We start from the raw sequence: 15,695 nt of genomic DNA, 5'->3' as shown, positions 1-15,695 counted from the left end.
TCGTTAAAACTTCATACCGATTAACCCAAGAGTTAAGACAATGTTTTTTAACAATGGTCTAAAACCTACCTATTATAAAGCCATCAGTAAAAAATGAAAAACAAAATTTGATTTTATTAATGCTTATGTCTCCTGGGAAAACAGATAAATAAAAATATGAATAAGTTAATCAGATAATCTATTTTTTTCAAAAAGAATCGTCTTTAATAACGCCTTAAACCAAGGAATAAACTTTTTCATAAACCAATTAAATCATCAATCATGAAAAATCTGAATAACAACCCCCTCAAATAAAAGCCCTGTTGATGTCTCAACAAGGCTTTAAGTTCTATTTAGCTGACAATGGCGTTTGGCTGACGAAGGAAGTTCCTGCTGAGTTTATTCTTGAACTGGAATAAGTTCATCTTCCGCATAGCGTCTGGATGATTTTTTACCATTAAAAGATAAATAGTAGATTGGCTCATCATTTTTATGATGCCACCCTATATTTAATATAGTACCTCTTTTATCTGGCGAAGAGACAACTTTTACGTTGTCTCCCACCATAAAATAAACCTCTCTGACTGGTTTAAACAAATCAGGTTTAACTCTAAAAGAGTAATCCCCATAATTTAATCGAATAAACTCCCCACATTGTTCTGAACAATAGAAAACTTTTCCATGCAAAATAAGTTTTCTTACACATTCTAAATCATCTGGGTAGATCAAATTAACATCATCCTCATCAAACCAAGGATATAGTCCCCACGTGCCTTTTAAATCTGAACTATTTATCATATAGTTTATACCCCTGAAAATCTTTACTAAAATATTTATCTGGTAATTTACCAAAAGCATCTTTAACAGCATCTAAAGAACCTGAACCTGGTTTATAGTGACCCGAAGCATTATCTATAGAGTAAATTTTACCCGCCCTAATTTCGACTATTCCAGCCCCTAAAACCAATGGATCTTTACCACCAATTAAAGTTGGATGTGGCATTCTCTCACCACTACGAGTACCAATAATTACATTCCCTTTTTGGTCAACAACATACATAAATTGACCATTCATATTTTTGCTACCAATTCTTCCTGAATCGGTTAAAAGCCCTGTTATATTCTGAGCTGTAGGATTATTTTTATAAATACCATCAACTAAAACACCACCTGCTTCATCCGCTGCTTTAGTCGCTGGATCTACTGACCATTTCTGAACCGATTGAGCCGTCGTCCCCTTTCCAGCATACAACTTCTCATTTTCGATCAAACTAGCTACGGCATCAGTATCAGGCTTAGCATTTCTTAACAGCGGTTTTGAGGTATTACTCAATCCTTCCGCCAAATCCTTAGCACCTTCTTTAGTGTTACCTAATACCTTTACCGTTCCCGCAGCCAAAACACCAGTCCCAACAGCCGCTTCTGGCGCAACCGTATCAGCGACAAAAATACCCACGTTATTCAGGCATAGCGCCGGATTGGTTTTACAACCTTCAAGCGCAACGCGCCCCGCGGTTGCTATTTCAGCCGAACCCGCAATCAGTATCTGACCGCCATAAACCAGCGCGTAACCGCCTGCCGCCACTGCGGTAACGGCAATCGCGGCATTCCGCCGCGCAATGACGCGCTCTTCCGCAGCTTTATCCCCTTTTCCTGCCGCTAAGATGTCTTTTTGATTATCTACCGATAACTGGTACAACATGTGCTCAGTCATGTTATTTCGATAGACAAGCTCTGCGCTGTTCGCCGCACTGTAAGCGCCTTCCGGGGTATGGCTAATCAGTGCGCCTGACAACGCCCCGACAAATTTAGCGGTCTGGGCCTTAACTTCATTACCCGTCAGCGCTTCCTGAAGCTTATGGATTTGTCGCTCTGTTTCATTCTTATACGCCGGTTCAAATAGCCTGCTTTCCATTGTGATTGCCGCTAATTCAGCCGCCAGCGCACCTACAGCCGCCCCTTTGGCATCCCCACCAGCAATTTCAGCACTAATGCCTGCCACAACCGAATGGCTCAATATCTTGCCTGAGTGGCCTAAAACCTCCCCATTATCACCAATCAGTTTGGCGGCCTTCCGCATTAATCTGATTACCAATATTACTCAACAATGCGGTTTGCAGATTATCCGTAAAACTGCCGCCGTTTCAGTCAATTGAAGAAGCAAACTCGCCATCGATTTTTTGCTTTTCGAGAAAAAAAGTTCCTAGATCCTCTGATTCCCTTTCAATAATACCTATGTAATGAGAGATGGATGTGACTAACTCAGAATAACCTATAATCGATTGTATCTTAAAATTATCATATAAGACTTTATAGTCATCATTTAAATGAGTTATACAAATTGACCAATTAGAAGACAATTTACCGTCTTTAATCTCGCATAAATTAGCAGGAATCCATACAGGGTTACCTTTATTAGGACAGATTAAATAATCGATTCGACATGAAAGCAACATCAAACCATAAACTACATATTCAGTTCCAATCTCCAAAAAAGAATAATCTGTTTCATCTGTTTCGCCCAAACAACGGCTATCATCAGGTAAATTTTTTCCCAAATTAAAAATACATTTAATTAACATAAAAATACTCACTTAAATTTAAAATCATCAATAGCCCCTGTCTTTGTATTCTTTACATAATGGACTTCTATTCCGTTAATATTTTGAGACATTTTTACCCAACCATCTGACGCAGGCCACCGTTTATCAGTCATAGGAACAGGGAGCTGCCGCCCCGAATTAGGATTGGATATAGCTTGCTCAAGTGCTAATTTTTCATTCAAATTTGCAGGAGTATTGCGTCCAGTAGAGCCTAAACCAAGGGGTTTATTTGCGCTCGTCCCCTTTCCAGCATACAACTTCTCATTTTCGATCAAACTAGCTACGGCATCAGTATCAGGCTTAGCATTTCTTAACAGCGGTTTTGAGGTATTACTCAATCCTTCTGCCAGATTCTTCGCACCTTCTTTGGTATTACCTAATACCTTTACCGTTCCCGCAGCCAAAACGCCGGTCCCAACCGCCGCTTCTGGCGCAACCGCATCAGCGACAAAAATGCCCACGTTATTCAGGCACAGCGCCGGATTGGTTTTACAGCCTTCAAGCGCAACACGCCCTGCCGTTGCTATTTCAGCCGAACCCGCAATCAGTATCTGACCGCCATAAACCAGCGCGTAACCGCCTGCCGCCACTGCGGTAACGGCAATCGCGGCATTCCGCCGCGCAATGACGCGCTCTTCCGCAGCTTTATCCCCTTTTCCTGCCGCTAAGATGTCTTTTTGATTATCTACCGATAACTGATACAACATATGCTCAGTCATGTTATTTCGAAAGACAAGCTCCGCGCTGTTTGCCGCACTGTAAGCGCCTTCCGGGGTATGGCTAATCAGTGCGCCTGACAACGCCCCGACAAATTTAGCGGTCTGGGCCTTAACTTCATTACCCGTCAGCGCTTCCTGAAGCTTATGAATTTGCCGCTCTGTTTCATTCTTATACGCCGGTTCAAATAACCTGCTTTCCATTGTGATTGCAGCTAATTCAGCCGCCAGCGCACCTACAGCCGCCCCTTTGGCATCCCCTCCGGCGATTTCAGCACTGATGCCTGCCACAACCGCATGGCTCAATACCTTGCCTGAATGGCCTAAAACCTCCCCATTATCACCAATCAGTTTGGCGCCTTCCGCATTAATCTGATTACCTATATTGCTCAACAACGCGGTTTGCAGATTATCCGTAAAACTGCCGCCGTTAATCGCCGTCCCTATTGTTGAACTCACGATGGATTGCGCCGCCACACGCTGGGCCACCTGACTCCAATTATTATCACTCAATAAAGGAAGCTGCGCTTTTATCGGATCGACAACGCCTTTTCCCTCCACTAATTTTCCCCAACCCATCGTGTGGTCTAAGCCCCCTAATGCGCCACCCACGGCGATTTGGGTCACGAGGGATTTGACGGCTTCGCGCTTCGCTAAGGCAGCCAGTGTCTTGGTGAGATCCCCTTTATTTTCAACTAAGGCCACCGCCGCCTGCGAGGTCAACCCTATCATTCCGCCATAAGCCGCCCCATAAACCGCGCTCGCCGTGGCTCCCGTAGCGCCTGTCGCCCCCACGGCACCACTTCCCGCCCAAGCCGCCAAGCCCGAACCCGCCGTGACCGCCGCGACCGCAATCGCAATCACCGCACCCACTACGGGGTTTAAGCTTTCGCTTTTTTTGTCCCAGCTACTGTAAGCGTCCTTAACCCGATCCCACTGGACATCATTGCGGCCTTGAAGATTTTTTAACCATTCGGTACCGGGGGTGTTACCCAGTACCCCTAACGCGTCTTCCAGTAGCTGCCCCTCTTTCACTTTTACATCCGCATTGATGCCTTTCGCCGCCTCCACCGTCAGCGTACCGCCAACATGCACTGACGGGATTATCCAGCTCTCCTCACGGTGACCTTTATCGCGCTGTGTAATAAAAAAGCCTTTTGATGTCGTGATGCTCTGCTCAAAATCAATATTGGGCATCGCCTTGAAGTTCACTTTCCCTGTCTGGCTGGTGATTTTCGCGTTTTTACCGGTTTCTATCCGACTCGCTTCCAATGTCACCTCATCTTTTGCCATCAGGTTAATATCACCCCCGGCCGTAAATTCCGTGACTTTGTTGGTCTTCTTGATTTGTATTCTATGTTCGGTTTTAGACCCAAACACTTTACACGACTTTATGGGCCCCAAACCTTTACAGCTTTTCTCTGTTTCTTCCCGCCTGTAGACTTCTTCCATCGCTTGCGCATAGAGAAAACCGCCCGTAGCCGCGATATCCATCACCCCTTTGGCGATTAACGCCGTCGCCTGGAATAAAATACTGCCCTGAGAGCGAATAGTTAATGCGCCACCACTATTCAGCCGACTGGCGTGTTGCGTAAAGCGCTCAATATTCCCCTCGCGGATAAATTCTTGTCGCGATTCAAAGCGAACATTCCCACCCGCGGACAGCAGCATATCACTGCCGGATGTCAAGCTGGCCCCGGACGTCAGCAGGTTGCCTGCTGCAACTAGTGTGAGATTCTTGGCAGCATTGATGGCGCTGGTGGCATAAAGGTATTGTTTATCGCCATCATTAATCGGCGAATATTTCCGGGCAGAGAACAGTAAATCCCGACCAGCGTTAACCGAGACATTTCCTTTAGTCGATATTAATCTCGCGATACCCGCAATATCGCCCCCTGCACTGAGTTGCAGGTGATCACCCGCGGTAATTTGCGTACCTAATTCAGAGAATTTGTCTAATCCATCTAATTCGGATAAATAAAACAGGCTCTCTGGCGTATTGGGCCGAGAGATATCAATATCGCGACCCGCACTGAGCATGACTTGTTGTCCCGCCCGGATACCAGCTTGCCGCAACATTAAATCATTTCCCGCAAACAGATTAATATTGCCAGCCGCCTTCAATTGGCTTCGACTGGCATTCAGGTTACGACCCGCACTTAATGTCAGATTGTGTGATTTATCTAACTGAGTACCGGAAAGGTCCAGATCGTTGCCCGCGGAAATCCGCAAATGATTATCGGCCGAAATTGAGGCTAATAACTCATGAGGCCGATTCCGTCCCATTTGGATGTCGCCTTCACGCACCAGAAGCTCAACATTTTCCCCTTTTAACTCTGCCTGACGAGCGGTGATATCCTTGCCCGCAATTAAGGTCAGATTTTTATTTGCCACTAATTTAACCCGGTCGGCATTAATTTCATGACCCGCATTTAACGTCATAGTGTTGGCTTTATCGAACAAAGCCCCCTGGAGATCCAGTTTGTTGCTCGCGAACATCTGCACATTATTGTTGGCCGAAATATGAGAAGAATCCTCCACTCCCATCGGCAGCCTAATGTCACCCTCACGCGCGAGAAGCTCAATATTTTCCCCTTTCAGCCCGGTTTCACGGGCAGTGATACCTTTGCCCGCAATCAGTGTCAGATTTTTCTGTGCGGCCAATTTAATCTGACTGACATCAATTTCATGACCCGCGTTTAACGTTATCGTGTTTGATTTATCGAACAAAAGATCATAGAGATCCAGTTTGTGATCCGCGAATATCCGCAAATTGTCGCTGGCCGAAATACGCGAACCGTCCCCCCACATCTGGATGTCGCCTTCACGCGTAAGCAGTTCAACATTTTCTCCCTTCAACTCGACTTGAAAGGCATCAATATCTTTACCCGCAATCAAGGTCAGATTTCTCTTTGCCTCCAGTGTACTCTGGCCGGCATACATTCGACGCTCGGCGATGACGGACAGATCATTGCCCGCGTTGAGGTGCCCTATGTTAATAATTTCACCGGCATGCAGCAGAATATTTTTCGCCGAGATGAACGCAGTCCCTTTGAATTCATTAATAAAATCAGCCACCACATTCAGATCGGCGGAGAGTTTACCGTCCATCCCGCGGTTAAAATCGTGACCGGTTAAGATGAGATTTTTCTTCGCATGAAACTGACTTTCATCATTATCCAGCTTCGTTGCATGGATATAAGCGTTCATTCCCGCCGCGACGCTGGCATCCCAGGCATTATTTAACGCTTTTGCGCGAATAATAATATCGCCGTTATTGGTTTTCAGTGTCGCTGAAGTGTTGTTAATTTCAGTGCTTAAATTACCGCTCGCGTCTTTTTGCAGCCAGAGATGATTATTTGCCTGAATCAGCCCCTTATACTGATTGTATAAATGGTCGATAAATAACCGCATGTCACCTTCTGCGATAATCTTACCGGTGTTGTTCAGCGTGTTCGCGGCAAGCGTGATCTCTTTCCCTGCCTGCACATGACTCTGTTCCGCCGTTTTAATGCTTTTACTGCTAACGGTGATATCCGTTTTGGCCTGTATATTACCCAGAGTCACCTTACCATCCGCCGTCAGACTAATGTCGCCTTGCGTTGCCGTCAGGTTGGTCAGGTTAACTTCCTTACCCGCCTCAGTACTCACCAGACGGATTTTATTGGCATACATTCCCCCCAATGACTGGGTATCAATCGCTTTCCAGGGGGTATCACCCTCGCCTGCAATAGGGACAAGAGTCCCGCGTTTGAAATCAATCCGGTTGGCCCCTTGTGTCAATGTCAGGTTTTTCGCCTGCACTTTGCCGTTAAGTATCGTCGCACGGCTGATAATGTCGACAGCATCCTGCGCCGTTGCGTCCAGCCCCTTTTCATCAAAGGTTATGACACCTTTTTTCACCTCTAAAGCCGCTAACGCGCCCTCTTTATCAAATACCGGTTTCCCGGTCGATAAGGTGACAGCCGGGGTATTGATAAAACCACAACCATGACAGGTTATGCCGTTCGGGTTAGCGATGAAGACCGGGGCTTTTTGCCCCACCACTTCCAACAGACCCTGTAGATTTGAGGCTAAAGTCCCCACCACTTCATTAATAATCAACTCAGCCGATTGACCGTTGAAGTGAGGGTTCGCCCCCATTTGTCCCGCCAGTACGGATTGGGTAGCTTCGGTAGCATTATTGAGCACCAGCCCGGAAGCCCCAACATTAAACTCCCGATAACGGTTATGTGAAACACCCCGGGAATTCGGTGCCGCAATATGGATAATAGGCAGGTTATCTCTCACAGCAATCCGCGCTCGCTTATCCGCCAGTTGAATCCCGGGTATTCCACCAGCTATTTCTGGGATATTGATGGTCAGTTGGGCGGCATTGCCTAATGCGAGGTCAATCAACGCAGAAGTCACCGGGGTATATTTCCCGTAGGCTAAGTGCAACGCGGTACTATATTGGGCGACTGCGGCCGTCCCTTCTGCCGATAATGCTGTCTCCGTTATATTGCGGCGGGCAATCAGGGTTAAATTGTTGCCGGCAGTGACGTTACCAACATAAAGCGAGTCACCACTGGTCAGGGTAATATCTTTCCCGGCGGTCAGGGAAGTCCCATCCAAATTTATTCCCCCTCCAGCGTGAAGATCAATATTCTCATCCGCAGCCAAATGCTGATTAATACCAATCCTCTCGTTACTCGCCAAAAAGATATTTTTCGCCCGGTTAATTAGCGTATCTGAAAGAGATATTCCCCGTTCAGACAGAATACGCAGCGTATTAACCGCAGAAATAATAGGTAATACCCGCGTGCCTGCCGCAATGGAATTATCTCCTCCAGATGAAACATAAATACCACCGCTGGAGATTAAGCTAATGTCATGACCTGAAATATCCGTGTCACGTACCGTAAGACTTTTCTCTGCCTGTAGCAGAACCTGGTTCCCGGCATTGATATTTCCCCCATCTAAAGACAAGTCTTTCGCTTTAATGGTGACATCACCGTCGGCACGCATTCGTCCCCAACTCTGCAATGTATCGGTTGTCAATATCAGATGTTGACCGGCTTGCATATGACTTTTTTTCGCCATGTCAATGTCTTTACCGTTAACGGTGATATCCGTTTTGGCCTGTACATCCCCCAGAGTCACCTTGCCATCCGCCGTCAGACTGATGTCGCCTTGGGTTGCCGTCAGGTTGGTCAGATTGACAACCTTACCCGGCTCGGTACTCACCAGACGGATTTTATTGGCATACATTCCCCCTAATAACCCGGTATCAATCGCTTCCCAAGGGCCATAATCTTCCCCTGTCATGGGAACAAGGGTCCCGCGTTTGAAATCAATCTGGTTGGGGCCTTGTGTCAATGTCAGGCTTTTCGCCTGGAGTTTACCGTTAAGCTTAGTGGTCCGGCTGATGATAGAGATCGAATCTTGCGCTGTTGCATCCAGTCCCTTTTCACCCAAGGTGATAGCGCCTTTTTTCACTTCCAAGGCCGCTAATGCGCCATCTTTATCAAATACCGGTTTACCGGTCGATAAGGTGACAGCCGGAGTATTAACAAAGCGACAACCATTACAGGTCATACCGTTCGGGTTAACAATGAAGACATTAGCTTTCTGCCCTGCAACTTCCAACAGCCCTTGCAGATTTGAGGCTAAGGTACCCACCACTTCATTAATAATCAGTTCAGCCGATTGACCGTTGAAGTGAGGGTTCGCCCCAATTTGTCCCGCCAGTACGGATTGGGTAGCTTCGGTAGCATTATTGAGCACCAGCCCGGAAGCCCCAACATTAAACTCCTGATAACGGTTATGTGAAACACCACGGGCGTTAGGTGCTGCAATATGAATAATAGGGCGATTGTTTTTCGAGGTGATCCGGGTTTGTTTATCCGCCAGTTTAATCCCCGGGACTTCTCCTTCTACTTCTGAGGCGTTTATGGTCAGTTGAGGAGCATGGCTTAACGCACGTGCAATCAGCGCAGAAGTGACTGGCGTATATTTCCCTTCAACTGAGTTATACCTCCCTGACGGTGAATGCAACTCTGCGTTGTTTTTGACAATGGCAGTCACCCCTTTTGCCGACAAAGTTGCCTCAGTATCAATAATGTCACCACCAGCATTAAGGGTTAAATTATTGCCGGCAGTGATGATACTGCTCGCTATGGGTAATTGAAATTGTGGGTAAGATTGTTCGTCTTCCTCGTCATCAGCATTTTCATATTCATAATGCTTTTCATAACCCGTTCCGTGTTCATCTTCATATTCATAGGGGTCCTCTGCTGTGATTTTACTCACATCAAGCATGCCGCCACTGGTCAGAGTAATATCCTTCCCCGCCGCCAAGGAAATGCTTCTCAGGTCGACTATCTTTCCTGCATGGATCTCAATATTTTCATCCGCTTGCAATTGGCTAAGCTGGCGCAGACGCTGATTAATGAATGCTTGTTTAGCGCCGTCATTGAGTGAACTCTGCTCATCAATTAAATCACCCGAGGCATAAATCTCAAGCTTATCATTGGTTGCCAAAAAGATATTTTTCGCCCGGTTAATCAGGGTATCTGCAATATTAATAGGACCATCGGCGATAATGCGTAATAGGTTATCAGCAGAAAGCGTGGTTAATACCCTTATTCCTTCCGGGGTATAGTCATCTCCAGAGACAACAGACAGCAGCCCCCGGCTGGCAAGCAAGGTCACATCACGACCGGAGATATCATAGCCATTCACATCAAGATGTGACTTTCCATCCAGCATGACATGGTTCCCGGCTTTTAAATTCCCCTGACCTAAATAGATTGTTTCAGCGTTAACGGTTAAGTTCTGTTCTGCCCTCATTGACGCACGACTCACTAAATCTCGGGCAGCGAGAGAAATGTTTTTCCCGGTGATTAACGCCAGATCAGTGGGTTTCTTTCCCTCGTTAAAATGTTCTTTATCAAAATTAAAACTAAATCCCTCTTTAAATACAGCCGTCAAATCCCCACCAGCACTCAGTTTACCGATGATATTCTCCTGACTGTCTTTTATTGCTTTCGCTGAAAAATTTTTGCCTGTCAGGGTGAGGTTTTGCACCGCGCTTAACTCGCCAACATTATTTATCTCATTAGCAGTAATGCTGTTGTTTTTACCCGCGGTAATAATAGGGTGACTTTTCTTAGTCGGGTTTACGTTATCCAGTTTAGTCGCTTTAATGGTGACATCACCACCCGCACGGATTTGTCCCTGATTTTGCAGTGTTTCGGTGGTCAATATCAGATGTTGGCCCGCCTGCACATGGCTTTGTGCTGTCGTTTCCATAGCTCTGCTGTTGATGTTAATGTCTGTCTTGGCGTGTACCTCCCCCAAGATAATTTTACCCTCAGCAGTTAAACTGATAGCGTCCTGCGCTGTGGTCAGGTTGGTGAGATTAACCCCAACCCCCTCTTCAGTGGCAACCAGTCGGATTTTATTGGCATACATGCCGCCTAACGCTTTGGTATCAACCGCTAATTGCGGCTTTTCCCCTTCTCCGGCGATAGGTTTAACCGTGCCGTCTTTCAAGCTAATACGGTTGGCTCCCTGAGTCAGCGACAGGGTGTTAGCCTGAATTTTTCCATTCAACTCCGTTGCCCGGCTGATGATATCGACATAATCCGTCGTCTTGCCGTCCAGCCCTTTGCCGCCAATGGTAATCTGGCCTTTTTTTACTTCCAGTGCTTCCAGTGCACCCTGTTTATCAAATTGGGGTTTACCGGTGGTCAGGGTTGCGCCGGCGGTATTAATAAAACCACAACCATCACAGGTAATACCGTTAGGGTTGGCAATCATCACGTTGGCTTTATTGCCAACAATTTCCAACTGGCCTTGCAGGTCGGAGCGGCCACTGCCGGTGACTTCGTTAATAATCAGTTCCGCCGCTTTGCCTTTCAGGTTAGGGTTCGCGTTAAGTTGCCCTGCCAGTTGTGATTGAGCCGCCTGTGTCGCGTTATTGAGTACGACCCCCTGAGTGGCAACATTGAACTCTTGATAGGTGTTGTGGGATATCCCTGCATCATTCGGCGTGGCGATATTCACCACCGGTACATTGTCCTGATTTTGTACCTGTGTACGGTTGTTATCCGGTGTTATGCCGACAGCCATGGCCGGGTGCAATGGCTGGATTGCCGTCAGGTAAATTAAAAGATAACTCGTAACCCTGGCCATCGAGTTGTAGCGTTTATCCATCGTACTGTCCCTTTTCCTAATTTAAATGTGACAAAGTCAGTAATGCTGACTAATAAGTGACCGCGTTATCCTCAGTCTGGCTTTGGTGATAAAATGGTCATCTTCCCACAGAGAATATTGATGATTTAATAGTGACAATATTAAACTATTCTAATGCTTAATTAATTGACTGTCTGAATAGGTAGTTCAAAATGTGATCATCATTCGTTTTTTTAATCCTGATAATGGGGAATCTGTCATATTAAATGCTAGGAAATCGCGATAAGGCTGGAGATATTAAATGGCGCGGGGTATGAATCAATCTCGTACTACTCGCCGTGTTTACCTTCTTCAACAGAAGAGACACTTATACCTGTCATCCTTCAAGTTGCCTCTTTGTTGGCTGCACTCACTCACCCCGGTCACATAGTTATCTATGCTCCCGGGGATTCGCTCCCTTGCCGCCGCGATGCATCTTGAAATCCATAAGGTATATAGGAAAACTTAATTCATGAAATTTTTAAATATACAATAATAATAAAGTATTATATTAATAATAGTTTCAATTTTTTATTAATGAAATATTATTACCCATAAAAACTTATTTAAATAAAATATCAATAAAAACATTTTATTAAATAATAATAGCAATAATGAAAGGTACTGTTAGATTAGAAATAGAATGTAAAATTTGGAAGGAAAAGGCATTAAATACATAAAATAATTTTATATTTAAACCAACTTCGCCAATAAATATAAATAATAGCAACACCAGTTATTATACTGGTGTTGACTATTGCATTAGTGATTATTGATAATCACTGACAGGTGCACAGGAACAATGCAGATTACGATCACCGTAAACATCATCGAGGCGTTTAACCGCAGGCCAATATTTATTGGCTTTGGTTTCTAGTGTTGGGAAAACCGCGATTTCACGGCTGTAACTATGGCTCCAGTCAGAAACCAGTTCAGCTTGTACGTGAGGCGCATTGACCAATGGGTTATCTTCCAATGACCACTCACCTTTCGCCACTTTGCTAATTTCAGCACGAATTGCCAGCATAGCATCCACAAAGCGATCAATTTCCACTTTGCTTTCTGATTCTGTAGGTTCCACCATTAGCGTACCAGCAACCGGGAATGACATGGTTGGCGCATGGAAACCATAGTCAATCAAGCGCTTGGCAATATCCATCTCGCTGATACCAAACTCTTCTTTCAACGGTCTAATATCCAGAATACACTCATGTGCCACATAACCATTATGACCGGTATATAACACGTCATAAGCATTCTTTAAGCGAGCAGCAATATAGTTAGCATTCAAAATCGCCGTCTGGCTTGCCTGCTTCAACCCTTGCGAACCCATCATACGGATATACATCCAGCTAATCGGCAGAATAGAAGCACTACCAAATGGCGCCGCTGAGACAGCTCTCTGTTCGGTAATGCCATCCATTTGAACTACCGAGTGCCCCGGTAAGAACGGCGCTAAATGGGCTTTTACGCCAATCGGCCCCATTCCTGGACCACCGCCGCCGTGTGGGATACAGAATGTTTTATGAAGGTTGAGGTGTGAAACATCAGCACCGATAAAACCTGGCGCGGTGATGCCAACCTGCGCGTTCATATTCGCACCATCAAGGTAAACCTGACCACCATACTGATGAATGATTTCACACACCTGACGGATCGTTTCTTCATATACACCGTGGGTTGACGGGTAAGTCACCATGATGCAAGAAAGCTCACTACCGGATTTGTCCGCTTTTTCACGCAGGTCCGCCAGATCAATGTTGCCCTCTTTATCGCAACTCACCACCACAACGGTCATGCCTGCCATATGAGCAGAAGCCGGGTTGGTGCCATGAGCAGAACTGGGGATTAAACAGATATGACGATGCCCTTCTCCACGACTTTCGTGGTAACGACGAATAGCAAGCAGACCCGCATATTCACCCTGCGCACCGGAGTTTGGTTGCATACAAACGGCATCATAACCTGTCAGTTGCACCAGCCAGTGAGATAATTGGCTGATCATTTGCTGATAACCCTGTGCTTGCTCTGGCGGACAGAATGGGTGTAGTTCATTAAATTCAGGCCAAGAGATCGGTAACATTTCTGCCGCAGCATTAAGTTTCATGGTACAAGAACCCAATGGGATCATTGCCTGATTCAGTGCCAAATCTCGGCGCTCAAGACGATGCATATAGCGCATCATATCCGTTTCACTGTGATAACGGTTGAAATTTGGATGCAGAAGGATTTCATCACTGCGCAACATTGATGCAGGAATGGAGAGACTTTCCGTCATCAGCTCTTTATCCAGTGCTTCAACATCTAGCTTGTCATCCGTGCCTGTCAGCACAGAGAACAATTTGACCAGATCATCACGACCAGTAGCCTCACTCAATGTGATACCCACCGCGCCGTAAATATCGGTACGCAAATTGATTTCAGCTTTCTCTGCCCGGGCTAATACCGCTGCTTTATCAGCAACTTCAACAGTCAGCGTATCAAACCAAGTTTTGTAACGTAGAGTAAATCCAGCTTTCTGTAACCCGACCGCCAGAATGTCAGTCAGACGATGAATACGGCTCGCAATGCGTTTCAGCCCCTTCGAACCATGATATACCGCATACATCGCCGCGATATTTGCCAACAGCACCTGAGCAGTACAGATGTTGGAATTCGCTTTCTCACGACGGATATGCTGCTCACGGGTCTGCATTGCCATGCGCAGTGCCGTATTACCTGCCGCATCAAGGGAAACGCCGATAATACGTCCCGGCATAGAACGTTTGAATTCATCACGGCTGGCAAAAAATGCAGCGTGGGGACCGCCATAACCCATCGGTACCCCAAAGCGCTGGGCAGAACCAAACACAATGTCAGCTCCTTGTTTACCCGGCGCAGTTAGCAGCACCAACGCCATCAAGTCAGCGGCGACACTGACAATGATTTTGCGCTGTTTCAGTTGTGTAATCAGATCAGCATAATCATGAACTTCACCTGTCGTGCCAACCTGTTGTAACAACACGCCAAATACACCGCCCAGCTCCAAGACTTTTTCTGCTTTATCCACAATCACATCAAAGCCAAAGGTTTCCGCACGGGTACGAACAACGTCTAATGTTTGAGGATGGATATCATCAGCAACAAAGAAACGGTCAGCATTTTTCAGTTTGCTAGTACGTTTTGCCATTGCCATTGCTTCAGCCGCCGCGGTAGCTTCATCCAGCAAAGAAGCAGAAGCAATATCCAAACCCGTCAAATCGATCGTCACTTGTTGGAAATTCAACAGTGATTCAAGGCGACCTTGAGAAACTTCCGGTTGATAAGGTGTATAAGCGGTATACCAGCCAGGATTTTCTAATAAATTACGCAAAATAACCGGCGGAAGTACAGCAGGCACATATCCCATACCAATATAGGATTGGTAACGTTTATTTTGGCTGGCAATCGCTTTCAGTTCAGCTAGTGCTTGCTGTTCAGTTGCACCACCGCCAACATCGGGTGGCTCTGGTAACGCGATATCACGGGGAACAATTTTCTGTGTTAAATCATTAAGGGAATTTGCCCCCACGGTCGCCAGCATCTCTTTTTGCTGTTCGGCGGAAGAGCCTATATGACGGCGGATAAACTCACCCTGGTTCTCAAGTTGGCTTAATGTCTGGGTCATTTGTTACTAATTCCTGAAGCTGGCCAGAAATGGCATACAAATAAAAACGCCCTGTTCATCATGTGAGACAGGGCGGCGGTAAGCATATTATTCTTCTTCGTCCAGAAGTGCCTGATATCCTTCGGCATTCAGCAAACTCGAAAGTTCACTTTCATCAGAGGCTTTAATACGGAACAGCCAGCCTTCATTATAAGGCTCACTGTTAACCAATTCAGGCGCGTCATTTAGCGCTTCATTAACGGCGATAATTTCACCACTCAGTGGCGCATAGATATCAGAAGCCGCTTTTACTGATTCAACAACCGCACAATCATCACCAAGATTGATTTCATCACCTACTTCTGGCAAATCAACAAAGACCATATCGCCGAGCAGCTCTTGTGCATGCTCGGTAATACCTACAGTGTATTCACCATTACCTTCTGCACGAACCCACTCATGTGATTCAGCATATCTTAACTCTGCGGGTACATTACTCATTACTATCATCTCCTTCAATCCTAGAATCTACCCCTATTAGGCTATTTTGTGCTC

General features: G+C 45.9%; 5 protein-coding genes and 1 pseudogene. All 6 read right to left on the bottom strand.

What is annotated here, in order from left to right; translation table 11 throughout:
* Positions 1 to 378: 378 nt before the first annotated feature.
* Entirely contained in the window at positions 379 to 777 is a 399-nt protein-coding gene (locus CKY02_RS04635; protein WP_112894394.1) for a DUF6960 family protein, read from the bottom strand.
* Positions 767 to 2,123: pseudogene (locus CKY02_RS26515) on the bottom strand (DUF637 domain-containing protein); the annotation flags it as partial. The pseudogene CKY02_RS26515 and the gene CKY02_RS04635, both read right to left, overlap by 11 nt.
* Positions 2,124 to 2,561 (bottom strand): hypothetical protein, encoded by a 438-nt coding sequence (locus tag CKY02_RS26505; RefSeq protein WP_238399300.1) that lies wholly within the window; start codon positions 2,559 to 2,561, stop codon positions 2,124 to 2,126.
* Between the two features lie 8 nt (positions 2,562 to 2,569).
* Positions 2,570 to 11,497, bottom strand: coding sequence for a two-partner secretion domain-containing protein (locus CKY02_RS04625; protein WP_240001991.1), 8,928 nt, complete (start codon positions 11,495 to 11,497; stop codon positions 2,570 to 2,572).
* 787 nt (positions 11,498 to 12,284) lie between these two features.
* On the bottom strand, positions 12,285 to 15,161 hold the full coding sequence (gcvP, locus tag CKY02_RS04620; protein WP_112894393.1) for an aminomethyl-transferring glycine dehydrogenase: 2,877 nt from the start codon (positions 15,159 to 15,161) through the stop codon (positions 12,285 to 12,287).
* An 87-nt stretch (positions 15,162 to 15,248) separates the two neighbouring features.
* Positions 15,249 to 15,641, bottom strand: a complete 393-nt coding sequence (gene gcvH, locus CKY02_RS04615; protein ID WP_112894392.1) for a glycine cleavage system protein GcvH — start codon at positions 15,639 to 15,641, stop codon at positions 15,249 to 15,251.
* Between the last annotated feature and the right edge of the window lie 54 nt (positions 15,642 to 15,695).

The sequence above is a fragment of the Photorhabdus bodei genome (genome assembly GCF_003287735.1).
Lineage (GTDB): Bacteria > Pseudomonadota > Gammaproteobacteria > Enterobacterales > Enterobacteriaceae > Photorhabdus > Photorhabdus kayaii.
This window is presented reverse-complemented; position numbering and strand designations above follow the sequence as displayed.